This window comes from Candidatus Thiodictyon syntrophicum, from assembly GCF_002813775.1.
GTDB lineage: Bacteria > Pseudomonadota > Gammaproteobacteria > Chromatiales > Chromatiaceae > Thiodictyon > Thiodictyon syntrophicum.
On the sequence record NZ_CP020370.1, the window covers coordinates 6,764,512 to 6,790,629 of the forward strand.

Annotated in this window: 20 protein-coding genes; 11 read left to right on the plus strand and 9 right to left on the minus strand. The window is 64.0% G+C overall.

The genetic code is table 11. The features are described 5' to 3' along the window. The first annotated feature begins 58 nt into the window (after positions 1 to 58). The 6 genes from THSYN_RS29000 (at position 59) to THSYN_RS29025 (ending at position 8,265) form a co-directional block, all read left to right on the plus strand. Entirely contained in the window at positions 59 to 1,000 is a 942-nt protein-coding gene (locus THSYN_RS29000; RefSeq protein WP_100922180.1) for a glycosyltransferase family 2 protein, read from the plus strand. A 310-nt stretch (positions 1,001 to 1,310) separates the two neighbouring features. Then, positions 1,311 to 1,997 (plus strand): glycosyltransferase, encoded by a 687-nt coding sequence (locus tag THSYN_RS29005; RefSeq protein ID WP_157817997.1) that lies wholly within the window; start codon positions 1,311 to 1,313, stop codon positions 1,995 to 1,997. Positions 1,998 to 2,219: 222 nt separating this feature from the next. Further along, on the plus strand, positions 2,220 to 3,413 hold the full coding sequence (locus THSYN_RS29010; protein WP_236848747.1) for a class I SAM-dependent methyltransferase: 1,194 nt from the start codon (positions 2,220 to 2,222) through the stop codon (positions 3,411 to 3,413). A 209-nt stretch (positions 3,414 to 3,622) separates the two neighbouring features. Then, positions 3,623 to 4,669 carry a UDP-N-acetyl glucosamine 2-epimerase gene (locus THSYN_RS29015; protein WP_157817998.1) on the plus strand — a complete coding sequence of 349 codons (1,047 nt, stop codon included), beginning with the start codon at positions 3,623 to 3,625 and terminating at the stop codon, positions 4,667 to 4,669. A 12-nt stretch (positions 4,670 to 4,681) separates the two neighbouring features. Further along, complete coding sequence (locus THSYN_RS29020) at positions 4,682 to 5,716, plus strand: lysylphosphatidylglycerol synthase transmembrane domain-containing protein (RefSeq protein WP_100922184.1); 1,035 nt, start codon at positions 4,682 to 4,684, stop codon at positions 5,714 to 5,716. Next, positions 5,713 to 8,265: a hypothetical protein gene (locus THSYN_RS29025; RefSeq protein ID WP_157817999.1), complete on the plus strand. Its 2,553-nt coding sequence runs from the start codon at positions 5,713 to 5,715 to the stop codon at positions 8,263 to 8,265. Before THSYN_RS29020 ends, THSYN_RS29025 begins: the two co-directional genes overlap by 4 nt. Here the strand turns inward: THSYN_RS29025 and THSYN_RS29030 are convergent. The 3 genes from THSYN_RS29030 to THSYN_RS29040 are packed head-to-tail and all read right to left on the minus strand — an operon-like array spanning position 8,262 to position 11,239. Beyond that, entirely contained in the window at positions 8,262 to 9,251 is a 990-nt protein-coding gene (locus THSYN_RS29030; RefSeq protein WP_100922186.1) for a glycosyltransferase, read from the minus strand. The genes THSYN_RS29025 and THSYN_RS29030 overlap by 4 nt on opposite strands. A 30-nt stretch (positions 9,252 to 9,281) precedes the next feature. Continuing rightward, positions 9,282 to 10,352: a polysaccharide biosynthesis protein gene (locus THSYN_RS29035; RefSeq protein ID WP_100922187.1), complete on the minus strand. Its 1,071-nt coding sequence runs from the start codon at positions 10,350 to 10,352 to the stop codon at positions 9,282 to 9,284. 26 nt (positions 10,353 to 10,378) lie between these two features. Beyond that, a complete protein-coding gene (locus tag THSYN_RS29040) occupies positions 10,379 to 11,239 on the minus strand; it encodes a dTDP-4-dehydrorhamnose reductase family protein (RefSeq protein WP_100922188.1) in 861 nt (286 codons plus the stop codon). 441 nt (positions 11,240 to 11,680) lie between these two features. Between THSYN_RS29040 and THSYN_RS29045 the strand changes: the two genes are divergently transcribed. The 3 genes from THSYN_RS29045 to THSYN_RS29055 all read left to right on the plus strand — a co-directional run bounded on the left by THSYN_RS29045 (position 11,681) and on the right by THSYN_RS29055 (position 14,952). Next, positions 11,681 to 12,397, plus strand: coding sequence for a class I SAM-dependent methyltransferase (locus tag THSYN_RS29045; protein ID WP_100922189.1), 717 nt, complete (start codon positions 11,681 to 11,683; stop codon positions 12,395 to 12,397). An 81-nt stretch (positions 12,398 to 12,478) separates the two neighbouring features. Further along, complete coding sequence (locus THSYN_RS29050) at positions 12,479 to 13,693, plus strand: glycosyltransferase family protein (RefSeq protein ID WP_100922190.1); 1,215 nt, start codon at positions 12,479 to 12,481, stop codon at positions 13,691 to 13,693. Then, positions 13,690 to 14,952: a glycosyltransferase gene (locus THSYN_RS29055; protein WP_157818000.1), complete on the plus strand. Its 1,263-nt coding sequence runs from the start codon at positions 13,690 to 13,692 to the stop codon at positions 14,950 to 14,952. The genes THSYN_RS29050 and THSYN_RS29055 overlap by 4 nt, the downstream gene beginning before the upstream one ends. Before the next feature lie 217 nt (positions 14,953 to 15,169). On the opposite strand, the gene THSYN_RS29060 is transcribed toward THSYN_RS29055, so the two are convergent. The 6 genes from THSYN_RS29060 to THSYN_RS29085 all read right to left on the minus strand — a co-directional run bounded on the left by THSYN_RS29060 (position 15,170) and on the right by THSYN_RS29085 (position 22,270). Further along, positions 15,170 to 16,426 (minus strand): DUF4915 domain-containing protein, encoded by a 1,257-nt coding sequence (locus THSYN_RS29060; RefSeq protein WP_100922192.1) that lies wholly within the window; start codon positions 16,424 to 16,426, stop codon positions 15,170 to 15,172. A 15-nt stretch (positions 16,427 to 16,441) separates the two neighbouring features. Next, positions 16,442 to 17,803: an ABC transporter ATP-binding protein gene (locus tag THSYN_RS29065; protein ID WP_100922193.1), complete on the minus strand. Its 1,362-nt coding sequence runs from the start codon at positions 17,801 to 17,803 to the stop codon at positions 16,442 to 16,444. Then, a complete protein-coding gene (locus THSYN_RS29070; protein WP_100922194.1) occupies positions 17,793 to 18,686 on the minus strand; it encodes an ABC transporter permease in 894 nt (297 codons plus the stop codon). Before THSYN_RS29070 ends, THSYN_RS29065 begins: the two co-directional genes overlap by 11 nt. Positions 18,687 to 18,693: 7 nt before the next feature. Beyond that, complete coding sequence (locus tag THSYN_RS29075) at positions 18,694 to 19,692, minus strand: peptidylprolyl isomerase (protein ID WP_157818001.1); 999 nt, start codon at positions 19,690 to 19,692, stop codon at positions 18,694 to 18,696. A gap of 228 nt (positions 19,693 to 19,920) precedes the next feature. Next, positions 19,921 to 21,639 (minus strand): hypothetical protein, encoded by a 1,719-nt coding sequence (locus tag THSYN_RS29080; protein WP_157818002.1) that lies wholly within the window; start codon positions 21,637 to 21,639, stop codon positions 19,921 to 19,923. Positions 21,640 to 21,856: 217 nt separating this feature from the next. Further along, a complete protein-coding gene (locus tag THSYN_RS29085) occupies positions 21,857 to 22,270 on the minus strand; it encodes a hypothetical protein (RefSeq protein WP_100922197.1) in 414 nt (137 codons plus the stop codon). Positions 22,271 to 22,939: 669 nt separating this feature from the next. Between THSYN_RS29085 and THSYN_RS29090 the strand changes: the two genes are divergently transcribed. Together THSYN_RS29090 and THSYN_RS29095 are read left to right on the plus strand one after the other, a co-directional pair. Then, positions 22,940 to 23,893, plus strand: coding sequence for an NAD-dependent epimerase/dehydratase family protein (locus THSYN_RS29090; RefSeq protein WP_100922198.1), 954 nt, complete (start codon positions 22,940 to 22,942; stop codon positions 23,891 to 23,893). Between the two features lie 216 nt (positions 23,894 to 24,109). Next, positions 24,110 to 26,107 (plus strand): O-linked N-acetylglucosamine transferase, SPINDLY family protein, encoded by a 1,998-nt coding sequence (locus THSYN_RS29095; protein ID WP_100922199.1) that lies wholly within the window; start codon positions 24,110 to 24,112, stop codon positions 26,105 to 26,107. Positions 26,108 to 26,118: the final 11 nt, after the last annotated feature.

Consider the following 26,118-nt stretch of genomic DNA (forward strand, 5'->3'; position numbering starts at 1 on the left):
GGAATCATCGCGCCGCCGGCACCACCCTGACCTCGCCGCGCCCATCGGATGCCCCCAGATGCCCAGTGACGCACCGCTGATCACCGTCATTATCCCCGCTTACAACCGGGCCGCAACGATCGGCCGGGCGCTCGCGAGCGTCTTTCGGCAGACCTGCACGGACTACGAAATCCTCCTGGTGGACGACGGCTCCAACGACGAGACCGCGGCCCTCGCACGGGCCTTCGCCCACCAGGCCCTGCGCATCATCCAGCATGACCGAAATCGCGGCGCCGCAGCCGCCCGCAACTCCGGGCTGCGCGCCGCACGCGGGGCCTACATTGCGTTATTGGACTCCGACGACGAATGGGCACCGAGCAAGCTGGCCACGCAACTCGCCCAGCTGCGCCAGGGCGCACCCGACACGCCGGCAACCTGCACTGCCTATACGATTTGGGAGGGTCGGATGCGACGCGATTACTTCCCGCGGCCCGTCACTGCGCAGACGCTGCTGATGGGCTGCGATCTGAGCCCCGGCTCCACCCTGATGATGAAGCGCGCGGTGGTGGACGAGGTCGGCTTGTTCGACGAGACCTTGGCCCGCTACGAGGATTGGGACTGGCTGCTTCGCTATACCCGCCTCTATCGCATCGGCGTGCTTGCCGAACCGCTGGCGATGGTCCACTACAGCCCCCACCGAGCGGCCAACGTCATGGCGGCAGCGGCCGCACGGCTATTGGACAAATATGACGCAGAGATGCGGGCGGCCGGGGCCGCAGGCCGCAAGGCACGGGGGTTGCGCTGGATGGAGGTGGCCCGTTGCTACGCCATGGAGCGCGAACCACGGGCCTTTCTGACCTGTACCGCCCGCGCCTTGCGTGCCTATCCACTGTACCGACCCGGGACCCTGCTCCTCCTCGCGGACGCCTGGCTGGGGACCCGATTCGCCGCCAGCCTGCAAACCTGGCGGGCACGGCGTCGGCGCGCCCCCCCAAGCGACCCGGGCCACGACGCCCTTTGATGCCTGAGTCTCAGCGATCAGAGTCAATATATCTTTGTTTTTTAGACTTCTATTTGAGAAACCAGCACCTGCCCAGCCCCCCGCGCCCTGCCTTACCCGGCCTTCGCACCGGGACCCCGGCGGGCGTGGCGCGCCCGCTGACGGCTTGCCAACCGCACCGATAACACCTATACTCACAGGATTTTAGTGATTTGGAACGGCCCACCGGGCGGTCTTTGAATTCGCTCAACCTGACGGCTTTGACTCAATGACATCGCGACCGACTGCCCCATCGCCACCGCTGCCGCCGCGTTTTTGCGTCGTGCTGCCGATGTACAATGAGGGCGCCAATGCCCGTGCGTGCATCGGCGCGATCGACACCCTGCTGTCTGGGCTGGACCTCGGCGCCGCGATTATCGCCGTCGATGACGGCAGCTCCGATGACACCTGGTCGGTGCTGCAGGACCTCGCGACCGTCACGCCGTCTTTACGGCTCTGCCGCCACGGCACCAATCAGGGCTACGGCGCGGCAAACCGCACCGGATTTGCGGCGGCGATCGCGGGGGGCTTCGACTACGCCCTGGTGATGGATGCGGACGGCACGCAAGACCCGCAATTCATCCGGGGCTTCCTCCCGCACATGCGTCAAGGGGTCGATTTCATCAAGGCGACACGCTATGCCCGCGGGTCGCGCGTGGAGGGCGTGGATATCCGACGCAAGGCCATCTCCTGGCTCGGCAACCGGGTCGCGAAGGCGGCCCTGCGCATCCCCTTGACCGATTTCACCAACGGCTTCCGGGCGATCCGCGGCGAGCTGTTGAAAAAACTGACGACCCACGACAATGGGTTTTCGGTGCTGATGGAGGAGGTGGTGCAGGCGCGGCGGTTGGGGGCATCCTTCGCTGAGGTTCCCTATACCCTCACCGTCCGCCGCGCACCAGGTTCCACCTCCAAGTTCACCTATTCGTTCGCTGTTTACCGTAACTACCTCAGGTATCTCTTCCGGCCACGAGGCTGACTGAACCCGAGCAGCAATCAGCATGGGCACAGACGGTGCGCTCTCAGCCTAATTTACAAGCGCGGGCGCCGCACACGGGCCCTTGCTCTCCTTGAACCATCGCCACAACCGATCGCCGATAACGCCATGCCGCAATCATCGCAATCCTGGACGAGCCGCAGTCATTGTGCATTCTGCGCAAGCCCCCACCTGGCGTTGGTTGAAGACTTCGGTCAGGTCGCGTTGGCGGGCGGCTTCCTGAAACCCGAGGAATTCGCCGAAGAAGAGCGCTTCCCGATGCGCTTGTATTTCTGTGAGGACTGCTTCGCCGTGCAACTGGTCGACGTCGTCGATCCGGCGGTGTTGTTCAAGCGCTATTTCTACTTCTCATCCGCGATCCGTACTCTGCGCGAGCATTTTGTCGACTACGCCACCGAGGTCGTCTCGCGTTTCCTGGTGCCCGAGCAGGCGACCGTCGTGGAGATCGGGTGTAACGACGGCATCCTGCTCAAACCCATCGCCGATCAGGGCGTCCGCACCGTCATCGGCGTCGATCCGGCCACCAATGTGGTGGCGCAGATCGATGACCCGCGGATCAGGATCGTCAACGATTTTTTTTCTGCGACCACCAGCCGACAGATCCTCGAAGAACACGGCGCGGCGGATTTGATCGTCGCCAACAATGTCTTCGCGCACATCGCCGACATCGCCGGCGTAGCGGGGGCCGTCAAGGCGCTCCTGAAAGACAACGGCGTTTTCGTGTTCGAGGTCCACTATCTCGGAAAGATCATTCTCGGCATGCAGTACGACATGGTCTACCACGAGCACCTGTATTACTACTCGCTGCTGGCGCTGGAGAATTTTTTCGCCCGCCTGGGGATGGTCATCTTCGATGTGAAATCGATCCAGATCCACGCGGGCTCCATGCGTTATTACGTGTGCAAGGAGGGCAGCGACCATGCCCGCGCGGTATCCTGCCGGGTCGGGAATCTCCGCGAAGAAGAGCGACGCCAAGGTTTCGACCGGCATGAGACATTCGTGCGCTTCGCCTCGGATATCTATTCGCGGAAACTGGCCCTGCTCGCACTTCTCACCCGCTTGCGCAGTGAAGGCAAACGGGTCGTCGGGTACGGCGCGTCCGGCCGCGCAAATACCATCATCCAATACTGCGGCATCACGCATGAACACATGGAATACATGGTGGATGATGCCGGCGCCAAACACGGCTTCTTCACGCCGGGTTCGCATTTCGAGATTCGCCCGAGCAGCAGCCTCCAGGACGACCCGCCTGATTACCTCCTGCTGTTCGCCTGGGGCTATTACAGCGAGATCGCCGAGAAACACCGCTCGTTTTTCGGGGCGGGCGGACGTATGATCCTGCCGCTCCCCGACGTGCGTGTCATCTACCAACCGGAGGTTGGCACCCCGGCGGCCTGATTCCGGCCAACCGCTACCGGGCAGACCCGGCATACCCAAGCAGGCCACGCAGACGCCGGCTGCCACCAAGCGACACCGTCCGGCGGTCGCCCGGCGCCCCACTGTCCGGCTTCGGCAATCGTCGGACCTACCGACGCTACACCCATCGATCACAGTCGCCAGAGGGCCCTGTTATGAGAGTTATGAGTATCTTCGGGACCCGCCCCGAAATGATCAAGTTATGGTCGACGCTGAAACGCCTCGATGAGCTCAACTTTGAGCACATCATGGTCCACACCGGCCAGAACTTCACCCCGGAGCTGAAGGACTTCTTTTTCCGCGATCTCAACCTGCGCGAACCCGATCATTATCTGGAAATCGATACCTCCTCATACGGTAAAGAGGTCGCTGACGTTATCGCCAAGAGCGATGAACTGTTTGTTCGGACCAAACCCGACGCACTGCTGATCCTGGGCGACACCTACAGTGGTTTGTCGGTGATGCCGGCCGCTCACCGCGGCATCAAGACCTTCCACATGGAGGCAGGTTTACGTGCCTGGGACGCCCGCATGCCGGAGCAGCGCAACCGGATGCTCATCGACCACATGAGCGATATCCTACTGCCGTTCAATCGCTATCATCGCGAGAACCTCATTCGTGAGGGCATTCACCCATCAAAGGTCTTCGTGTCCGGCAACCCCAGTTTCGAGGTGATCCGGGCCTTCCTGCCGCAGATCAGCGAGAGCAGGATTCTGACCGAACTCGGCATCGGCGCCCAGGGCTACGTCCTGGTCACCGCCCATCGCAGCGAGAATGTCGACCAGCCGGCCTATCTCGCGGCAATTATCGAGGCATTGGGGGAGATTTATCGGAAATTCGGCCGCGACGTCGTCTATCCGATGCATCCCCGGACCCGCAGCAAGATCGGCAGTATCACGATACCCAAGGGCGTCAAGATCATCGCCCCGCTCGGTTTCTACGACTTCAATCATCTGTTGATGCATTCCTGGTGTATTCTGTCCGACTCCGGCACCGCGCCGGAAGAGGCGCTGTTTTACCGAGTGCCCTGCGTTAGTCTGCGCATGACGACCGAGCGCCCCGAGACCGTCGAGGGTGGGGCACACATCGTCGCCGGGCTGCGTCCGCAGGATATCGTGGCCTCAGTGGAGACCGCAGTAATGGCACCCTATGCCGCACGCTACGACCTCGAAGAGGACTTCTCGCCATCGTCCGTGGTCGTCAACTGCATCCGCTCGCGCATCACGAATTTCTTCTGATTCGTGTAAGCCATGGCGATCCTCCCTAAGTCCAGGCGGCAGCGCGCAGTGCTGCTGATCGGGGCAAAGCTGGTCCTCGCGGCTGTGCTGCTGGCGTGGCTTGCCCACTCGGGAGCGATCGCGCCTGGTGTGCTGTTGAGCAACGGCGCCTCCCTGTCAGCGTCGCTGATCGCGGGGCTGTGCGTGCTCGCCGCACTTGCCCTGGGGGTTTATCGCTGGCGGCTGGTCATGGGGGCGCTCGGCGTGCACCTGACCTATGCGCGATCACTGCAGGTCTATTGGATCGGGGCCTTCGCCAGCACCTTTCTGCCGGGTGCGGCGACTGGGGACGTCCTGCGCGCCTTCTACGTCGCGCGCGAAAGCCCGGATGCCCGCGCGCGCGCCGTGGTGTCGGTCGTCATCGACCGGGTGTTCGGGCTGCTGGGGTTTATGCTGTCCGGCCTGGCCCTGATCCTCATGCGCTTCGATGCACTGCGGCAGTCGGCCGAGTTGCGGGGGCTCGCGCTGAAATTCCTGCTGATCCTGGTCACGGCGTTACTGTCCCTGCTCGCCGCGGCGTGGATCGGCAAGCGGCTCTTCCAGGACGGGCCTATGGCGCGGGTGTGGGGAAAATTGGGCGGTGCCCGCCGTGCGGCGATGAGGCGGGTTGCGGCCTTCAGCTACCCTGACCTGTGGGTGCTGTTCGCGGTGCTGGGCATCTCGCTGATGATCCCCACCCTGCTCACCTGCGGCCTCTTGCCATTTATCTCCGACGTAACGCTCGACTATACGAATCTCATCGAGATCGGGATCTCGTCCAATGCCGCCCAGGTCGCCAACACGATACCCCTGACACCAGGCGGCATCGGCGTCGGAGAGGGCGTCTTTGAATATGTGCTGGCGCTGCTGCGCCAGCCCGCGCCGGTGGTTGGCTATGCCACCGCGTTCCTGTCGCTGCGCCTGATAACGGCTGCGGTTAATGCCTTCGGCGGGGTCTTGTTTTTCCTGCCGGGGAATATTCTGGGGGCCCGCGCGCCGGCCGCGGGACCACCGGAGGACGAGAGATGACAACAGCAGCTATGAGCGGATTTCGGGGCGCGGCGCAAAGCCTTTTCTCCAGTTTTTCGTTGCGGATGCGCGCGGGGCTTTTCGCCGTACTTCTGGTACTCGTGTCCTTTCCGGATGTGATCTTTTCGGGTGCCACGCTGGTCAATTCTGCCGGCTACTTCGCCGGCATTTACGGCACTCCAATGGCCGCGCTCTATCCGGAACGTGAAGGACGCAGCTATCATCACGGCCTCAACGATTCAGGCGGCGCCGTGTGGCAGTCCGATCCCATGCGACAGTACATGGGGCGGGTGCTGCACGATCGCCAATCGCCCTACTGGAATCCATACTCCGCGACCGGCTCCCTCGGTCCGGAGACACTGGTGGACCAGAAGTTCTCGCCCATCACACTGGTCGCGGCGGCCTTGGGCGGCAATCAACTGGCCGCAGATGCCGCACTGCTGCTGTTCTTCGCCCTCTCCTTGTACTGTCTCTATCTGATCGTCGCGGTCAATCTCGGACTCGCCGAGGGGGCAGCGGTCGCTGGCGGCATCGTGTATCTCCTGGGTGGTTTCAATATCGCCAACCTGGGCTCGAATGTGGTCCACGCCTATGTGTTGTTTCCGCTGCTGCTCGGAGCGCTGATGGCCTTGGTGCGCAAGCCGTCCGGCCTGCGCTTCGTCATGGCGGTCGGTGCCAATGCCCTGATCCTGGCGACGACGTTCCTGCCGGTCGCCTTCCTGACCTTCGCGTCTGTCTATACGCTGGCGGCAGCCTATGCCGTCGGCGTGGCGGATCCGTCAGGTTCTGGCACCCTCGGGCGCCGCCTGCTGGTGATCGGATTGCTGGTTGTCAGCTTCATTGCAGCGCTGCTGCTTATGGCACCCCTGTACCTGCCGATCGTGGAGAGTCTGACGCTCGTTGATTCGGTGGAAATGTACTCCAGCCGTTCATTTTTCCCGATTAGACCGCGAAATCTCATCGGCCTGTTTTCGCCTAAGCATTTCTGGGAATCCTATTCTGCGATCGACCCCCAGCTTCTCACCGCGGACCCCAAGGGGGCGCTTGGTCTCGGCAATGGCGCCTTCCATCTTGGGATTGTCCCGTTCGTGGTAGGTATACTGGCCCTGACCAGCCAAGGACGAAGGCGGGGGATGGTATTCGCCGCGGCCGCCCTGTTGTTCGTGGCGGCCGTTGGAAGAATGTACGACGTCGATCCGATGGCGGGGGCCATTGCTCAGGTCTTCGGCGTGCGCAATCTCGGTTGCCAGTACTGGTGGACCATGGTGGCAATCGCCTTCCCGTTCCTCACTGCATTCGGCTTCGACGCCCTGCTGGGCGCGGATCGCAGGGTCTTCGCCCTGATCGCCGCTTATGGCCTGATCGTGACGGCGTTCATCCTGGCTTACCGGGCCTTCGGCTGGCACGAGGGCCGCTACCTGCTGCAGATTTGGTATCTTGTCGTCGCGGCATCCGTCGCAGCGGCGGCCGGCTTCCTGATCGCTCGCGCACGCAGCCACGGGGCCCGCGCCTGGGCTTGGCGAACGGGCCTGTTGGTTCTGATGTTCCTGGAATTGACGTTTTACATGAACCATCTGCGGCCGCTGCGCAACGACGGCGCCCTGGTACCGCCGGCGATGCTGAGTTTTTTGAAGCAGGATATCGGGGATTTCCGCCTCGCGAACTTCGGGTTCGGCGGAATCCCGCCGGAATGGGGGTCGGCCCACGCAATCCCCGAGGTGGGATCGATGAACATGAGCATCCTGCCTTGGTACAAGTCGTTTTTTGAACAGGCCTTCGGGCTGCCGGCGATCCGCCTGTGGGGTAACTTTGCCTCGTTGCACTTTGCGGTCAGTCCACCTGCGCTCAGCGATCAGTTGGTCGACTTGCTGGCGGTGAAATATCTCTTCATTCCCGCGCACTGGAAGGAATATCACGAGCTGCTCTTGGGCCGCGGCTATACCCCGGCATACGGCGACGCTTACGGGACACTGTACCTCAATTCAGACGCCTGTCCGCGGGTCTCTGTGGCGCGGGCCTGGAGCCAACAGCAGGGCATACCGCAGCAACTGCCCGGGTCGCCGTGTCAGCGCGTGGTCACTGATGACCCCGAACTGATTGCCGTTGCGCGGCAACTCGGCATTCCCGAGGGGGTCTCACCGGCGGACGGTGTCGGTAACAGCAATGTGCTGATCGCAAGAATCAGGCGAAACAACGCACTGGTGCGGTTTACGGTCGCCTTGGACGCGCCGGCAATAGTCGTGGTTGCCGACGCCTGGCACCCCAGTTGGCGCACGCGGGTCGACAAACAGCCCGTCCATACGGGCCTGGTCAACGGCAGTTTCCGCGGCATCGTTCTACCAGCCGGCGAGCATCTGGTAGAAATGAGTTATCGCCCCCGCTCATTGCCCGCAGCCATTGCTCTCACGGCGCTGACGCTGGCACTGCTCGTGGCGCTGATACCCTATGGAGGTCGCTTGCGTAGGCGGCTTTTCCCCACTCCGATGGACTTGCCGAATGGACGTGTTCAACTTATTAGTGAACCGCTCCTAGGGGGTGCGGTCGGCTAGCCCGTCCATGCACTGTAGTGATCGCCGGGAGTCGGCACGGCGAATCGCTCAGGGCGCAGGCCGCGGTAGAGTGACAGCAGCGGGCGGGTCCATGGCATACCCAGCGCGAAGAGCACCAAGCGGAGGCTGCGGTGTCGCTGCGCTATCACCGGACCTGGCCACCAGGGCTTGGCCTTCAGCGACTCCCACATGTAGCGGCGGGCGGGGATGCCCGGATTGTGCAGGGCGAGTATAGCCGCAAAAAAATAGGCCGCGCTCATTGCCTCGTCACGCAGTGGGACCAGGGACAAGGGCAGGTCGGGGCGGGCGAACAGGTCGCGGATGATGGCGACCTTATCCGCGGCCAATTCGGCGTTGAGGAGGGCCTGGGAGGTACCGCCCGGATGAAAACGCCAGGTGGCGGAGACCGTTGGAATATGACGCAAGGGGCGGTGCAGACCAATGCGCAGCCACTGGTGATAGTCGCCGGAATAACGAAAGCGCGGGTCGCGCGGTGGCTCGACGCCGAGTGCACTGCGGCGGAACAGGCCGCCGGGACCAATCAGGCACAGGTGGCGGCGCAACATCAGCGAGTAGTCGTACTCCGGCAGTCGCATGACCTCCAACACCCGGCCGGTGGAATCGATCTTGAGCCAGTCCGGATAGACCCCGGCCAGATCCGGATCGCCGCACAGGGTGTCGACCGCGGTCTCGATCAGACCGGGCAAGACGGGGTCGTCAGCATTGACGACCCCCAGGATTTCACCGCCGGCACAGGCGTAACCCCGGTTGACCGCGGCCCCCTCGCCCGCATTTTTCTGTACCACGACGCGGATCGCATCGCCGAAGGCGCGCAATTGCGCCAGGGTGTCGTCGCTCGACCCATCATCGACCACGATGTATTCGAGGGGACGGTAGCCCTGACGCAATACGCTTGCGACGGTCTCGGTGATATAGCTACCCGCATTGTAGGCAGGGGTGATGATGGAGACGAGCGGACGGCCCATGGGGTGCCCCGGTGTCGGCCGTATCCGGTCTCAGACCAGGATCTCGTCTTCGAATCTCAGGTCCTGATCGGGCATGAGGCCACGTCGGCGCAGCAGGTCACTCACCTGCTGCGCCGACATCAGGTCATCGGCCGAGGTGTATTCGCGCCGCAGGCAAGCGCCTAGCTCCTGACTGGACTCTTCCCGCAGTTCGGGCAGGATCGGGGCCACCACATAGTCTCCGTCACGCTCGAAGGTACGCCAACCTTCTTCCTCGGAGACCAACGACTCGTGGAGTTTCTCGCCCGGGCGCACCCCGGTGACGATCGTCTGAATGGGCCGGTCGCCGATCAGGGCGGACGCCACGTCGGTCATACGCGCGGCCGGCACTCGCGGGATGTAGGTCTCGCCCCGTTTGCCGGTGGCGACCGCGCGCAGGATCAGGTCCACCGCCTCCTCCAGACTCAGCAGAAAGCGCGTCATCTCCGGGCTGGTGATAGTGAGAGGCCCGCCGTTGCGGATCTGGTCGTGGAACAGCGGGATCACCGACCCGCGGGACGCCAGGACATTCCCGTAGCGCGACAGGACGAAGCGGGTATCCGGCGCCTCCAGATTCCCCTGCGCGTAGATGCGCTCCTGCAGCGACTTCGTCATGCCCATGACATTGACCGGCTTCACCGCCTTATCGGTCGAGATGCCCATCACGCACTCCACCGGCAGGCGCAGATCGCGGATCGCCCGGACCAGGTTGGCGGGGCCGATCACATTGGTCTGCACGGCCTCGGTCGGGAAGTACTCGCAGGTCGGCACCTGTTTGAGCGCGGCGGCGGCGAACACGATGTCGATATCGTGCAGCGCACCGCACAGCGAGCCGTAGTCGCGCACGTCACCGATCCGAAATTCCAGTTTTTCACGGAAATTACGGTAGATGATCTCGTCCGTGGCGGCGCGCCGATGCAGATAATAGACACGGATGTCGTGCTGCTTGGCCTCGTCACGGGAAAAGATGACGATCCGTGCCGGGTCCCCATGCCGACCGCCCAACAACCGCCGCAACAGCACCTTGCCCAGCGAACCGGTGCCGCCGGTGATTAATATCCGCTTACCGTCGAGTAACGCCATCTTTCTGTTTCCTCAATACCGTCCGCCTACAGAAGCGGGTCAGCGTGCATGGTTTCGATCATTGACTGCCAGGTCGGGGCCACCCAGCCGGTCGCCTCCCGGAAGCGGCTGCCGTCGAGCCTGCGGTCACACAGGAACGTCTCGTCCGGCACGATCCGCACCCCGAGGCCATAGACCTGATTGACCAGCTCCAACAGGCTGCACTTATCGATTGGTGCGCTGGCGACGTGCCAGACCCCGGACAGACCTGGATGGGATTCGAGCAGGAACCGCACGACGTCGGCCATGGCCAGCGTCGTAAGCCCCGTGTAGAGGGCGTGCCGATAACCCCGAACCTGGGCGCCGCGCTGGGAAAAGAACCAGTCGAACAGCCCGGTCCCCCGCCGCAGTTCCCGCCCCACGATGGACGAGCGCAGCGTGAAACACCCGGGCCGATCCACCTCGCCTAACAGCTTGCTGCGCCCGTAGAGGTCGGTGGGGTCCGTCGGGTCTGACTCCCGGTAAGGACCGCCCCGACCGGCGAACACGCAGTCGGTGCTGAAGTGGATCAGACGCGCACCGAGGTCCGCGCAGATCCGAGCCAGTTGGTGGGGCAACAGGGCATTGATGGCGATCGACGCAATGGCGTCGTTTGCCGCATCGATCTGTTTGACGATGCCGATACAGTTGATGACCGCATCGGCCCCCACCGACTCGATGGCGCGACGGATCGACCCAAGGTCCGAGACCGTGACCCCCCCGATCAGCCGGCCCGGTTCGACGCCCGCAATGTTCGGCGCCCCGCTCAGTTCGCCGCGCACCGTGCCCCAAGCCTCGTGCCCCTGGGACAGTTGCTGCAAGAGCTTATGCCCCAGCATTCCGGTGGCACCGAGTACGACTAACTTCATCTACTTGATCCTCGGCCCGAGTCGGCCATCGTGCCTACCGGCGGGGTAATCTCCACCGAACGCGAGGGATTCTGGGGTCATCGATCGACGAGGCCGACCCGGTGGTTTCGCGCTGCGAGCGCGGCATCGCGGTTCTCTGCGCCCGCCGCCTCGCCGCTCCAGGTTTGCCCCAAGGGTCCCGTCGGGCGACCTGAGTGGGCTCCGCGTCTCGTGACAATCAGCGCGCCCCCCCCGTTGGGGTTGCAGCAGCGCGTCCCGGCGGGCGCCCGGCCGCCGAAGGAAGGCGCCGTGGAGCGCGAGCCGGGTCATTTTGCTTGATTTCAGGGAGCGCCGCAAGGTAAAGTTACGCGCTGGTACACTGGCTATCGTCGGCGGCGAGTCAAGGCAGGTCGCGGTACCGTCCTCAATCTTAAGCTTTTACCGAGGCAGACGACTCTGAACATGCTCGACCAAATGCGCCGGTGGCTTCTGAAAATGGGACTCCCCCAGCCGGCAAAGGCAACGCACGCGGCAACCGATATCAAGGAAATCTTCTCGTCGATCTATCACAATAACTATTGGGGTAATGCCGACTCCCGATCTGGTGCGGGCTCGGATTTGACGCAGACGCAGGCGATCCGGCAGCAGCTCCCCGCTCTGCTGCAGCAGTGGCAGATCAGATCCATGATCGATGTCCCCTGCGGAGATTTTCACTGGATGGCGCAGGTTGACCTCGAGGTGGACTACCTGGGCGCCGATGTGGTTCCCGATTTGATCAAGCGCAATACCGAGGTGTTTGGCGGGCAGCGACGTGATTTCGTCGTCCTCGACGTCGTGGCGGACGCGCTGCCGCGCGCCGACCTGATCTTTTCGCGCGACCTGCTGGTGCATTTCTCATTCCGGGACATCGCGCGGGCCTTGCGGCGGATGCAGGACAGCGGCACCACCTACCTGCTGACGACCACCTTCACGAATCGAGAGCAGAACCTCGACATTGCAACGGGTCTCTGGCGTCCGCTCAATCTTGTCAAGGCGCCGTTTCTCTTCCCGGAGCCGCTGGCGCTGCTCAACGAGAATTGCACGGAGGGGGATGGCTCCTGGGGCGATAAATCGCTCGCCTTATGGCGATTCGCAGACCTTCCGGTGAGCGATTTCGCCGCGCGCTGTGATTCGCTCTAGCCTCCCTCACGACGACGATAGTTATCAGCCGCGGCGCGGTGCGATCATTCGCAGCCTCGGCGTGAGAGTATCCCCATTGCAATGAGCGACCTTCTCGTCTTCAGCTACGCCTTCCCACCCATGCGGGTGCAGATGGCACCGGTCGTGGCCAAGCCAATGGCGGGGCTCGCCCGGCGGGGACATCGCATCGACGTGGTGACGGCGCAGGCCTTCGGCCCGCATTTGGGAGAAGACGATTCGCTATCGGATTACACGGCACAGCACTTCCGCTCGATCCAGCGGCTGAGTCCGGACGACCGCCTCCTGACCCGCAGGTGGCGCTACTCACCCCGGTGGGCGGCGACCCCGGACCTGATGGCGCTGTTGCATCGCCAGGCCCTCGCCTATCTGCTGTCCCTGGATCTCGGGCGCTACGCGGCGGTAATCACCTGGTCACCATTTCACTCGGTGAATACCGTAATGGCGCGCGTAAAGGCGCAGCGGCCGCGGGTCAAATGGATTGCGCAGTTCAGCGATCCCTGGGCCGGCAATCCCTTAGAGCATTCGCGGGTGACCCGCCTTTGGAATACACTGCGGCAGCCGCAGACGGTGCGCAGCGCCGACTTCATCGTTCATTCGTCGGCCTACTCGCGCGACCTGATGTTCGCAGGCGCCGGCCGGAACCGCGGCGCGCGATCCGCGGTGATACCGCATGCCTACGACCCGTCGCTCTATCCGTCACCCCCGCGTCAGGCCAATGACAGGATCGTCCTTCGATACGTTGGAGTGCTGTTTGGGCGACGCTCCCCCGAATATCTCTTCCAAGCGCTGCGCGTGCTCTTCTGCGAACATCCGCTATGGAGAGACAGGGTCTGCCTGGAGATCGTCGGTACCGTGCCCCCCGAGATGCTGCAAACGCCGGCCGCGCGGGCACTTCAGCCGGATGTGCTGGTGATCCGTACCAGTGTTTCTTACCTCGAGTCCCTGCGCCTGATGCGCGACGCCGATTTGTTGGTGTTGATCGAGGCGGACACCCGGCTGAATCTCTTCGTACCGAGTAAGCTGTCCGACTATATCGGCGCCCGCCGGCCTATTCTGGGTCTGGCGCCCCCCGGGGGGTCCTACGATTTGCTCTGCCAAGTCGGGGCTACCATCAGGGCGCCGACGGACGTCAGCGGTATCGCCGCCGCGCTGCACGAGGCTCTTTCTGCCATCGCCGACGGCGCGGACCTGCCTGAAAACCCGGCACGGGAAGAGCTGTCGACCGAGGCGGTTGCCATGCAGTTCGAAGCCGTTCTCGGCGAGGTGGCAAGTTGAAACGCAAGAAAATTCTCTTCGTTGCGATGCATAACAGCCCGCATACGGCACGCTGGATCAACCTCTTGGCGGGCTTCGGCTGGGATTTGCACCTGTTTGCCATCAACGAGGCCGCGACCATCCCGCTGCTGTCCGGCGTCACGGTCCACCGACCGATTTGGAGGGTGTCGCCGCGCCACCTGTTGGCACGGCTGCGCGGACGGGCGCGCGACTTGGCGGGCTGCCCGGAAGTTGGTATCTATCCGTTGCGAATGCCCGCGAAACTCGAATTTCTGCTGGTGCGCAAGCAATTCAGCCTCGGGGCGGACGGCGCGACCCGTCCGCTCCTTTACGGCCCGCGCACGTTGCTGCGGCTGATCGAAGACCTGAAACCCGATCTGATCCATTCAATGGAATTCCAACATTGCGGCTATCTGGTTGCGCAGGCGAAGGCACTGGCCGGCACCCGCGGATTCCCGCCCTGGCTGGTAACCAACTGGGGCAGCGACATCTATTACTACCGGCACTTCAGCGACCATTTGCAGCGTATTCGCGAGGTCTTGAGCGGGGCCGATTTCTATTCCTGCGAATGCGAACGCGATGTCGGTTTGGCGCGGGAACTGGGCTTCGACAAGAAGGTGCTGCCGGTGCTGCCGAACACCGGCGGCTTCGACCTCACCTTCGTGGATCGATGGCGGGAGGTCCATCCCCCGGCGCAGCGCCGGCTCGTCATGGTCAAGGGCTATCAGCATTTTGCCGGGCGGGCGCTGACGGCCTTGGATGCACTGGAGCGTTGCGCGCAAGACCTGAAGGGATACCGTATCGTCATTTTTTCCCCGTCCCAGCCGATCTACGAGCGGGTCAACGAGCTTCAGCAGTGGCTCGGCCTCGATATCGTCGTGCTGCCGCACGCCACTCACGACGCCATGCTCCGGCTGTTCGCCAGGGCACGCCTCTATATCGGCATCAGCATCTCCGACGCAATCAGCACGTCGATGCTGGAGGCGATGGCACTGGGGTGTTTTCCGATCCAGACCGGCACCGCCTGTGCCGACGAATGGATCGAAGACGGGGTGTCCGGATTGATCGTCGATCCCGATGCACCCCAGGTCATTGCGGAGGCAATACGCAGGGCCCTGCGGGACGACGCACTGGTGGAGCAAGCCGCCGTGATCAATTGCGCAACGGTGCGCGCGCGGCTGGATCAGGACCAGCTGCGCAAGCAGGTGCGGCTGTTCTACGACTCGGCACTCGAAAATAGTCCCCTGGCGCAGGGTTAGGAACGGCTTACGAACAAGTTAGACACTTTAATTAGGGACCGCCGATAGCGCCATTTTCGTTGTCGTTGTCGTTGTCGTTGTCGTTGTCGTTGTCGTAATCGAGGCTGTCATCGCGCCCCGGATACTCTCGCACCCCCAAGTGCATCGCTTCTCCGATTACGACAACGACAACGACAACGAAAACGATAGTGTTTGACTCGTTACTTAGGCCCCGGGCTCACCGGCCACGTCGAAACAACCCGCTGACATAACGCAGGGGCGCCGTTACCCGCCAGGAGTGCGATAGGTGCAGGGAGTCCAACGCCTCGCGGACGCTGATGAGTTGTGCCTCCAGCGCCGCCCGGGTCAGGCGCAGGTCCGCAATTTCGCTCAACTGGCGCCCGATCTCTTGTACCCGCCGGCCCAGTTCGGCCGTGAGATTAGCGCTTTCGGTCAGGAGGTTATCGATGTCGGTCAGGAGCCGCCGCGTCGTTGCGGCGTGCTCACCACGCAGCCGGGCGGCGACCCGATGCATGTTCAGGATGCGGCGGCTCAATGCGTCGGCAGGGTCGCCGAGTGGGCCGGGCTGATCCAGGATCAGCAGGTCGTAGACCTCTTCACCGAAGCCGCCCACCTCGGTTCTGCCGGTGACGCGCTGCCTTGCCAGGTCGATACAGATGAGCGCCGCACCTGAGGTCGCCGCGGGAACGCCCTGATTGGGCGTCCCCTTGCTTCGGGAGATCAGACGCGGGGCGCTGACGCCCACCCATAGCCTGTCCTCGGCGACGGCAAGACCACGGGTGTATCCGCCGACGTCGATCCGGTCTTGGGCGCGCCAGATGCCGTCCTCGTCGCGGCGCAGCGAGTGCACCAGATGCGCCTGGGATTCGGCGAAGTATAGCCGGCCGCCGTGACAAAGCGGGGTATGTGGTTGGGCTAGCCCACCCTGAATGACCGTAAAGGGCTCGAGCTGAAAGACGGCCCCCGCCCTGCCCCAGGAACCATCCGGTCCGCGCGGGCCGAAACAGGAGGCGATCAGGCCGTCCGCCGCTGCCGTCAGACCGTTGAGATGAACCAGGTCCCGATCGTTTGGGGCGTCCGGGTACCGCCAATGCAGGCGCGGCTCACCGAACCCGTCGGCCCCCAGAGTCACCTCATAAATCTCATTCGTTCCTGTGCTGACGACATACAGCGAACCCGCGTGGTAGATCAGCGAATGCGGGTCGAGGCAGGGCGACAGTTCCCGGCACGCCTTGATCCGGCGCTCCAGCGGGTCGTAGAGGATGATCTCGGGCGTGGCCGACTGGGTCGTCAGCGCCAGGTCGCGGCCGACCGGGCACACGCCGGTGAGCCCGGCCAAGCCGGCATCCGCTATGCCAGGCTCCGGCGGCAGCAACCAGTCACGGCCGTTACCGCCGATCTGCAGGAGCAGGGCGGCGTATTGCGGAGATGTGAGCTGATTACAGAATGTGACAAGGAGACAGGGTCCGCTCATGTTGGCCCCCAGGCCCTAGGCATCGGTGTGTGACGACCGGATCTCGACCTGGATCTTCAGATCGACGGTGCCCATGGCAGGCCGCACCGGACCCCGCGCGACGCGGAAGGCCAGCACGTCCAAGACGCGATGGAGCAGTTCGCCGCGCGAGGCCACCCCACAATTGAAAAAATAGGTACCCCAGGCAAAGGCGCAGTCGAACTCGAAACAGATATCGATGACTTCGCCGGCACCCACCATGGGAATCGTCTGCTGACCGGGCGGAAACATGCCGCCGCCGAGGTGTACGCCGTTTATTACCTTGGTCATGCAGTAGAATTTGACTGCACGCGCGGCCTGCGTGAAGCTGACACGATAACAGAATTTATAGCGCTCGCCGGGGACGAGGCAATTGACCCGCTCGCCGGTCAGCGTGAGCACGCGCGCGTCTGAGATCTCGGCGCCAAGCGGGTCAAAGGCCAGGGTGCTGACCGACACCAGGTTGGGGTCCAGGCTCGCGATCTCGATCTCGTCTGCCTCATCCTGTGCCTCCACGAAGCCCAGGTCGCGGAGCGCGTCCGTGCTGGTCGGGGCCTCCCAGCCGCCACTGGACGCGGCGGCCGTGCGAATGTCGGCCAGGATCTCCGGGATACGCTCGTCCGGGGCTGCCATCAGCTTCTGGTACCAGGCGACGGTGCCTTTGGGCCGTCCGGTATACAGGTGTTCGCCCTGGTGCAGGAGAATCGCGTGGTCGCACAGGTCGACTACGGTGGCGGTGGCGTGCGAGACGAACAGGATGGTCGCCCCGTCGCCCTTGATACGCTCCATCCGGGCGAAGCACTTGCGCTGGAAGGCCTCGTCCCCGACGGCGAGGGCCTCATCCACGATCAGGAGGTCGGGGTCGACGCTGATCGCGACGGCGAAGGCGAGGCGGGCGAACATGCCGCTCGAATAGGTCTTGACGGCCTGGTCGATGAAAGGGCCGATGTCGGCGAAGGCGAGAATGCCGTCCATCCGCTCGTCGACCGCGGCGCGGTCATAGCCCGCGATGATGCCGTTGGTGTAGACATTCTCGCGCCCGGTAAATTCCGGGTTGAAGCCCGCGCCCAGTTCCAGCAGGGCCGCAATACGCCCGCTGACCGTCACCGTACCCACTGTCGGGTTGAGGTTGCCGCAGATCATCTGGAGCAGGGTCGACTTGCCGGAACCGTTGCGGCCGATGATCCCCCAGGTCTCACCTTGCCGGATCTCAAGGTCAATTGCCTTGAGCGCCCAGAATTGCTCGTAGTAGGTACGCCAGCGACCGAACAGCATCTGCTTGAGCCGGTGCTCCGGCCGCTGGAACATCGCATAGGCCTTGCCGGCGGCCTCCGCACGGACGACGACCTCAGACGACATCGGCGAACCCCCGCTTGGTCACCCGGAACCAGACGACTCCGGCCCAGGCGACGGCCATGGAGAGCACCAGGGATAGCGCGAGCACCCCAAGGCCCGGCGCCTTGGCGAACAGCAGGACATCGCGCACCTGCTCCATTGCCACCGCCAGGGGATTGATCTGCATGTAACCCCTGACCCGCTCCGGCAGGGCCGAGACCGGGTAGAACAGGGGGCTTGCGAACATCAACACCGGTACGACAATACCGACGAACTGGCGGATATCGCGGATGAAAAGTCCGGTCGACGACAGGAACCAGACCAGCCCCAGGGTCATGAGGACCAAGGGCATGAGGACCACGGGCAACCAGAGCACGGTCAGCGGCGGCAGGCCGGCGATGAGGACATAGGCGACGAGCAGGATCCCGAAGCTGACCGCGGCGTTGAACAGCGCGCTCGCCAGCGAGACCCAGGCCAGGGCCTCGAGCGGGAAGACGATGCGTTTGATATAGGAAGGGTTCTCGGCCATCAGCGAGGGTGCGCGGGAGACGCATTCCGAGAACAGGGCAAACACGATCAGGCCCGCGAACAGCACCAAGGCGAACTCGAAGCGGCTGTTCATCGGCGTCGCCCAGCGGGTCTGGAACACCACACTGAAGACGAAGGTATAGATGGCAAGCATCAGCATCGGCGTGACGAACGACCAGGCGACGCCGAGTACCGAACCGCGATAGCGCGCGGCGATCTCGCGCCGCGCGAGTTGGACGATCAGGCCCGCGTTGTCCGTCAGGGAGGTAAAGACGTGCTGCGGGCCGTGCTCGGCGAGGGAAAGCCGCGGGCGGGCCGCCGTGTGCACGGCGACCGGGCGGCGGACCGCGGCGCCCGTCGGCTGATGGTGATCGGTCATCGTTTGCCTAGCGGCCCTTGGCTGCCGGTGTCACAGTAGCACCCGGGGCTGGCGGCCCTGCCGCGATAATCTCGGCGACCAAGGCGTCCAGGGCTGGCTGATCGATCGTCATCTTGCTCGGGTCGACGAGCCCCTGGACCCATGCCTGGCGGGCCTCGACGACCCAGTCGTTACTCAGTTTGGCGATGATCGACTCCTTGACCTCATCGAAGGTGCGCTGCCGCCCGGGCTGGACCTCTTCGAGCCGGATGAGGTGGAGACCAAACTTGGACCTGACGACCGGGCTTAAGTCCCCGGGTTGCTGGAGGCCAAAGGCGGCGTCCTCGAATGGCTTGACCATGTCGCCCCGCTTGAAGGCCGGCAGCGCGCCGCCCTCCTTCGCATTGGCCGTGTCCTGCGAGGACTTCGCGGCCAGCTCGGCAAAGTCCGCACCCGCTTGCAGCTGCTTCAGCAGGTCTTCGGCCTCGGGGCGGCGGGCCGCGGCGGCATCATCCGTGTCCGCCTTCAGGAGTATGTGCCGGACGCGGACCAGCGTCGGGGTCAGGTAGCGGTCGGGGTGGGCCTGATAGAGCTCCGCAGCCCGGGCGGTCATATCGGGGATCCGTGCGCTCAGGTCCTGCTCCTCCTTCTGGGTGAGCGCGGTGGCATAGATCTGTTCGCGCGCCCGCTCGACCCGCGCCTGGACCTCCGGCAAGCGCTCCAGGCCCGCGGCCTTGGCGGCCGCGACCATGGCCTTGCGCTGATAGAGGGCGGTGATGGCCCGCATCAGGACGTCGCGGTCAGAGGTCAGTTGACTGCGCACCGAGTCCGGTGCCGTGATCAGTTCGGTCCGGACGTCCGCCGCGGTAACGGCGACCTCCGGGAGCGGACCCTGGATCAGGGCCGCGTCGGCACGCGCGGCGGCGGCCAAGGGCAGGAGGGACAGCCCCAGGGCGTAGCGCAGACAGATGGCAAGGGGAGATGGGCGACGCCGATCGGCGTCGGGGGACAGTTGGTCATTTGTCACGTTCTTCACCAGGTGGCCTGAGACAGCCGACGGCCCGGCAGGGTCCCGCGGTGGTGCTTGCGGTGAGTGCCGAGGGCTTGGCCCGTGCAGGAGGTCCGGACGCGAGGGGTCCGAAACTCAGGGAATTTAGACGAAAACACCCGGGGACGATGCCCCGGGTGTAGCCCGGCGGTCGCGGGCGGCTGGGCCGCCCGCGAGACGCATTGGTGGGCGAAGGTCAGCTCGCCGTCAGGGCGCGATAAACCGCTGGTACGCGTGCGGCGTATTGTAGGAGGCGTTGACCGTGCCATTGGCGATGGTCGTGGCCGAGAACCCGATCGTGGGCAGACCGGCGAATGTGTAGCTGATCGGCGTGCTCGTGGTGACAGACGAGGCGATGCTGCCAGCGCTGGTAAAGCCGAGTGCTGCCCAACCCGAACTGAATCCCAACTGTATCGCGAAGGTGTTGGGGTTCTGCGAGCTGAAATAGTTGGTGCCGGTCCGGAAACTGATCGTGGAGACCTCGAGGGGGAGGCAACGGCCACTGGGCGGCGAGGGTTCCACGATGCCGACAACCTCCTTCTCTTCACGATCCCAATAGGTCAGCCCGACCGGTTGGCAACTGCCCTGGTTGGTGCCATCCGCGAAGGGGCCGTAGTACGTATAGGAACGCGGGTACACACCGAAGAAGGGGTCCTCGGTCGTGGCGCTGGGTTGGACCCCATAGTGGTGCTTGGTCGGGAAGTTGACGACCCAGCCGGTCGAAGGCAGGGCACCGTTGTTTGCCCACCACTCGTTGTCGACCTCGAACGCCGTGATCAGGCTGCCGACCGCGTCGACTGTCGGGATCGGAGAGGCACTGCTGTAGGTGAATCCCGCGGTGCGAGACACGCCGTTGAAGACTTGGATGGATAGGGCGGGGTTGGCCGGGTCGGCAGCGGGGAGGCCAGTCGTCGGCGAACGCAGGGCGCCGGCGGGACTGCCGTCTAGGAGATTTGGCCGCACCTGCTGCGGTGTCCAACCCATCAGGTCGTTGGCATTCGGAGCCAATTGATTTTCCGAACCAGCAGCGGGACTGAAGAAATTCGCAAAGGTGGTCACAGGCGCATCAAACACGATGCCGGTGTTCGTCCGCACGATATTGCTGGCCACCTTCAACACATTGAGGGGCTCACAAAACTCGGCCTGAAACGCCGTCGTCCCGGAAGCGGCCGCGCCGCGCGAGGGGATCAAAGGCCATTGATACAAACTGGTTGGGCCGGTGTTTGTGTCAGTGTTGCAGGTAGCGGTGATGCCCGGAGGAGCCTGACGGGCCTGTGACCCGGTGACCAAAATCGGACGCAGGGTCGGAGGATAGACACTGGCCAGGTTGGCGCAATTCCGCGACGTGCTCACGGCCCAGCTCGCCAGCAGACTGGCATCCGGGTAGATATCACTCTTCGGCACGGCGACGCCCATCTCGATGATCTCGATGTAGCCCTCCGTGGACAAGGGGTTGCTGGCGGTGACGAAGTCCACCTGCTTGATCTGCGCGCCCGCGCCATTGGTCCCGACGACAACGAAGCCGAGTTGCCGGTTAGCCGCGGTATTGGCGGTACCCTTCGGCATGACGGTCGGGGTCGTGCAGGAGAGGTCAGTGGTCTGCACCCAGGGCAGCCCGGTGCCGGTGTTGAGCCCGACCGTCGCAGTCCAGACGTCGTTCGGGGAGAGGAAGACGTTGAAGTCGAGCACGTCCTTGCTGTCGGCGGCCTGGCGGAAGCGGACCTTGACGGCGACCACGTAATCCGCGGAGGTATTGACGAGGCTGATGTTGGTCTGCTGACCGTTTCGCACCGTGTAATAGGACGTCTCGGCGACATCGCCGAGCCCGTTGCCGGCGAGTTCCACGGCGTTGGCGGGGGCCAGGGCCATGCCCGCTAAGAGCGCGGAGACGGCGGCGGCGGTTTTCGTTCGGTTAAAAGTGGTCATGGTATTCCCCTGGGTTGATGTTCGTTCGTGAGGACCAGCAAAGGCTATCACTGCGTGGTGGTCCCGCTCAACAATCGCACGAAAAATTTCCCTATCAGCCTACTCCAATTGCGAAGTCAGTGTCAAGCTGGCTTCACGCTTTGCCCCGATGCCAGGTCGGTGCCGGACCCCTGCCGACGCCCCCGTGCGTCTGCCTGGCCTCCTGAGGAACTCTCTTCTAGTCTTCGTCATGCACTACCCACCAGTCCCCCTGGGTGAGGATCCAGCGCTCGCGCAGCGGCTGAATGCGGTCGACGAGACCGGCCCCGAGTGGTGCCAGCGACTGCATCTGCAGCGTGACATCGACCTCGGCCCGGTCACCGGCCGGATCGACCCTGACCTGATCGACGGTGACCCTGACCCAGTTCACGCCGGCGCCAAACTGGGCGCCGTACTGCTTGGGGTCGACCGTCGCCCGGTAGGCCGGGGTTTCAAAGATGTAGGCCCCGGCGAAATCGCGCTCGATCAGACGCGCCCAGCGGGCCTCCACCCGCTGCTTGATGGCCTCCTGGGGTTGTTGTGCGGCGACCGCTTTGGGCGCCGAGGTGGCCGACGGCGGGGTTGCGGGGCCGCAGCCCGCCAAGAGCAACATACTTAAGACCCCAAGGCCGACGCCGACACGCGTCGAAGGCCGATGAAACCGCACACCCATAACTGACTCCTGAAACATTACCGGCCTTGACAGTGTTACGACACCACCCGAGCGGCCGCGGACGGGTGATCCGCGGCGGCGGGCAACGCGGCACGGGCGCGCTGGCGCTGCCTGTGTCATGACGGCGTGACACTGTTTTGACGTGAAGTCTAGATTAGCAGACGCGTGATCATATTACAACTGTATGTATTTCCCAACAACACGCATTTAACACCCGGATTTTCCTTGGAGCACACGCCAGCGGCTGCTTCGCGCCGGGCGCGGGTGAAGGGGACATCGTGTGGAGAAACTACATGTTGTCACATGCGGGTACAACCCTTTGGCCTGCCGGATCGGCGGGCCGGACGCCCCACAGCCAGACCCCGGGGCGGAACGGTCCGCGGCCGCGGGGCTCGTTTAAGGACACCGGCAGAGACCACGGGGACACCCGGCCGACGCCGCGAAGGCGCTCGCCAAGGCCCCCTTGACGAGCCCTTATGATATCTTTCTAGCCTGGGTAACGGCAACTTGGGTGCCTGGTTAGACGATAAAGGTGCAGCAATGTCCGATGGCGGGCGCGGGCCTGCGGCGAGCGCCGCGGCACTGTTGCGTCAAGATTAGGGGTGCGACATGAAGGGGATGGTCCTGGTCACCGGCGCCTCCGGATTCATCGGCCCCGGCCTGTGTCGGCGCCTGCAAGCGGACGGTCGGTGGGTGCGGGCGGTCATGCGGCGGCGCACCGCGGGCCCCTGGGACGAGGCGGTCACCCTTGACCTGGGCCGCGAGGCCCTGCCGGCGCACCTGCTGGCCGACATCGACTGCATCTTCCACCTGGCGGGCAAGGCCCATGCCCTCGCGGCGGGGCCGGAGGCGGAGGCGGAGGAGGAGTACCGGCTCGCCAATTGCCGCAGCACCCTGGACCTGCTCGCGGCGGCCCGAAGCGAAGGCGTGCGCGGGTTCGTCTATTTCAGCAGCGTCAAGGCCATGGGGGGGGGCACCGCGGACGCGCCGACACCCGAGGGCCCTTACGGACGCTCGAAACTGGCCGCCGAGCGGGCGGTGCTGACCAGCGGGGCCGTCCCGCACCCGGTGGTCCTGCGCCCGTCCCTGGTCTACGGCCCGCACCCCAAGGGCTATCTGGAGCTGCTGATCAGGGCCGTGCGGGCCGGCTGGTTCCCGCCCTTGCCTGAGCTGGGCAACGGCCGCTCCATGATCCATCGCGACGACCTGGCGCAGGCGGCGGTACTCTGCGCCGCGCTCCCCCAGGCGCGCGGTCGGACCTATGTCGTCACCGACGGCACCCCCTACAGCACCCGCCGAATCTACGAGTGCATCCTGGAGGCACTGGACCGCCGGGCGCCCCGCTGGAACCTGCCGATCGGCCTGCTGCGGCTGGCCGCGCTGGGCGGCGACGGGATCGGGCGGCTGCGGGGCCGACGCCTGCCCTTCGACTCCGAGGTCCTGGAGAAACTGACCGGCGCGGCCTGCTATGACGGCACCGCGATTCGACAAGAGCTCGGATTCCAGTCGCGGCGGACCCTGCGGGACAGCATGGCTGAGATGGTGGCGACCACGCGGCGCTGAGGGCGGACCACGGATACAGAATGATTTGCCGTGAAAGTCGCGCCGGGAGCGCCCTCCGGGTGCGATCAGAACTGATGTGGTAACCGAGATCCCGGGTTCGTTGTCGTTGTCGTTGTCGTTGTCGTAATCGAATAATCCGACAACGATTACGACAACGACAACGACGCCCGGTCCGTGAGAACGTCCGGTAGCTTTAGCACCCATGGGAGATAGTCGATGACAGCAAGACCCTCAGCGACCACACCGCAGGCCCTGCTAAATCAGGCGCTGGCCTTTCATCAGGCGGGACAACTCGGGCAGGCAACGGCGCTCTATCGCCAACTCTTGCAGGCGCAGCCGCGCAACGCCGATGTACTCTGGTTGCTGGGCAGCCTGGAGTGCCAAGTGGGTCACCTGGAGCAGGGTGCCGCGTTATTGAGTCGCTTGGTGGAGATTGCCCCCGACCACGCCTACGCACATTACAATCTGGGGCTGGCCCTGAACAAGCTCGGGCGTTTGGAGGAGGCGATCGCCAGTTACGCCAAGGCGCTGGCGATCAAACCAGACTATGCCGAGGCGCATATCAACCGCGGCACGGCCCTGCGCGACCTCAATCGTTGGGGGGAGGCACTCGCCAGTTACGAACAGGCGCTGGCGGTCAGGCCGGACTATGCGGAGGCCTACTACAACCGTGGTCTGGCCCTGGGTCAACTCGAGCGACCGGGGGAGGCGCTGGCCAGTTACGCGCAGGCCCTGGCGATCAATCCAGGCTATGCCGAGGCGCACGCGCAGCGCGGCGAAATCCTCTTTGCAGCGAGTCGTTTCGAGGAGGCGCTGGCCGGTTTTGAGCAGGCCTTGGCGATCACGCCGACACTTGATTTTCTGCGCGGACAAGCGCTCTACGCCCGCCTGTACCTGTGCGATTGGCGTCTGTTTGATACTGAACGCGAGCGACTCGCAGAACAGTTGGCGAACAACGAAACGGTTTCCTCACCCTTCCCCCTCCTGGCGTTGATCGACGCGCCGCAAGTCCATCGCCGGGCCGCGGAGCTTTACGCTGCAGTAAGGTATCCGGCTGGTCATGGCGTGCCTGAGATCGCAAAACGCGGCCGCCGGGAGAGAATCCGCATCGGCTATTTTTCTGCTGATTTCCGTCATCATCCGATGATGCATCTGATGGCGGAGATGTTTGAGTTACATGATCGACGGCGGTTCGAGCTGATCGCCTTCTCGTTCGGACCGGACACCGGCGACAGTTGGCGTGAACGGGCCGCCCGGGCCTTCGATCAATTCATCGATATCCGCTCGCTGTCGGATCGGGAGGCCGCCGCGCTGGCCCGCAACCTGGAACTCGACCTCGCGATCGACTTGAATGGCTTTACGCTCGGCTGCAGGCCCGGCATCTTTGCCGACCGGGCGGCCCCCATCCAGGTGAGCTACCTGGGTTACCCGGGCACCATGGGCGCGCCTTACATCGACTATTTGCTTGCCGACCGGACCCTGATCCCGGCCGATGCGCAGCAGCACTATTGCGAAAAGATCGTTTATCTTCCGGATACTTATCAGGCGAACTGCCGGGAGCAGGAGCTATCCGACAAGGAGATCGGTCGTGCGGGACTGGGGCTGCCGGCGTCTGGTTTTGTTTTCTGTTCGTTCAACACCCACTACAAGATCACCCCGGACGTATTTGACTCATGGCTGCGCATCATCACGCGCGTGCCTGACAGCGTCCTGTGGTTGCTGGTCGGCAATCAGACCGCACGACTGAACCTGGGTAAGCGTGCAGCACAGGCCGGGGTCGACCCCCAGCGTCTCATCTTTGCGGCCGGCCTGCCGACCGCCGAGCATTTGAACCGCTTGCGATCGGCAGACCTGTTTCTCGATACCTTTCCATACACTGCCCACACGACTGCCAGTGATGCCTTGCGGATGGGGTTGCCGATCGTGACGCGCAGCGGTCAGTCGTTTGCCAGCCGGGTGGCGGCGAGCCTGCTCAAGGTGGTCGGTGTGCCTGACCTGATCACGACGACCCCGCAGGAATATGAGGCACTGGCCGTGACGCTGGCAACCCAGCCGGAGCAGTTGGCAGCCGTCAGGCAGAGACTACTCGCCAACCTGCCGACCTGTGCGCTCTTCGACGCCGAGCGCTTTACCCGCGCGATCGAGTCCGCCTATATCGCAATGTACGAGCGGTATCAGGACGACTTACCGCCGGATCATATTGTCGTGACTTGAGGGACCCTGAA

What these genes read in the sequence shown, in the direction of transcription:
- THSYN_RS29000 (WP_100922180.1), top strand. Translation starts at nt 59, where the DNA reads ATGCCCAGTGACGCACCGCTGATCACCGTCATTATCCCCGCTTACAAC.
- THSYN_RS29025 (WP_157817999.1), top strand. Translation starts at nt 5,713, where the DNA reads ATGACAACAGCAGCTATGAGCGGATTTCGGGGCGCGGCGCAAAGCCTT.
- THSYN_RS29060 (WP_100922192.1), bottom strand. Translation starts at nt 16,426, where the DNA reads ATGAGCGGACCCTGTCTCCTTGTCACATTCTGTAATCAGCTCACATCT.
- THSYN_RS29065 (WP_100922193.1), bottom strand. Translation starts at nt 17,803, where the DNA reads ATGTCGTCTGAGGTCGTCGTCCGTGCGGAGGCCGCCGGCAAGGCCTAT.
- THSYN_RS29095 (WP_100922199.1), top strand. Translation starts at nt 24,110, where the DNA reads ATGACAGCAAGACCCTCAGCGACCACACCGCAGGCCCTGCTAAATCAG.
- THSYN_RS29070 (WP_100922194.1), bottom strand. Translation starts at nt 18,686, where the DNA reads ATGACCGATCACCATCAGCCGACGGGCGCCGCGGTCCGCCGCCCGGTC.
- THSYN_RS29030 (WP_100922186.1), bottom strand. Translation starts at nt 9,251, where the DNA reads ATGGGCCGTCCGCTCGTCTCCATCATCACCCCTGCCTACAATGCGGGT.
- THSYN_RS29005 (WP_157817997.1), top strand. Translation starts at nt 1,311, where the DNA reads ATGTACAATGAGGGCGCCAATGCCCGTGCGTGCATCGGCGCGATCGAC.
- THSYN_RS29015 (WP_157817998.1), top strand. Translation starts at nt 3,623, where the DNA reads ATGATCAAGTTATGGTCGACGCTGAAACGCCTCGATGAGCTCAACTTT.
- THSYN_RS29090 (WP_100922198.1), top strand. Translation starts at nt 22,940, where the DNA reads ATGAAGGGGATGGTCCTGGTCACCGGCGCCTCCGGATTCATCGGCCCC.
- THSYN_RS29020 (WP_100922184.1), top strand. Translation starts at nt 4,682, where the DNA reads ATGGCGATCCTCCCTAAGTCCAGGCGGCAGCGCGCAGTGCTGCTGATC.
- THSYN_RS29035 (WP_100922187.1), bottom strand. Translation starts at nt 10,352, where the DNA reads ATGGCGTTACTCGACGGTAAGCGGATATTAATCACCGGCGGCACCGGT.
- THSYN_RS29045 (WP_100922189.1), top strand. Translation starts at nt 11,681, where the DNA reads ATGCTCGACCAAATGCGCCGGTGGCTTCTGAAAATGGGACTCCCCCAG.
- THSYN_RS29050 (WP_100922190.1), top strand. Translation starts at nt 12,479, where the DNA reads ATGAGCGACCTTCTCGTCTTCAGCTACGCCTTCCCACCCATGCGGGTG.
- THSYN_RS29080 (WP_157818002.1), bottom strand. Translation starts at nt 21,639, where the DNA reads ATGACCACTTTTAACCGAACGAAAACCGCCGCCGCCGTCTCCGCGCTC.
- THSYN_RS29085 (WP_100922197.1), bottom strand. Translation starts at nt 22,270, where the DNA reads ATGTTGCTCTTGGCGGGCTGCGGCCCCGCAACCCCGCCGTCGGCCACC.
- THSYN_RS29040 (WP_100922188.1), bottom strand. Translation starts at nt 11,239, where the DNA reads ATGAAGTTAGTCGTACTCGGTGCCACCGGAATGCTGGGGCATAAGCTC.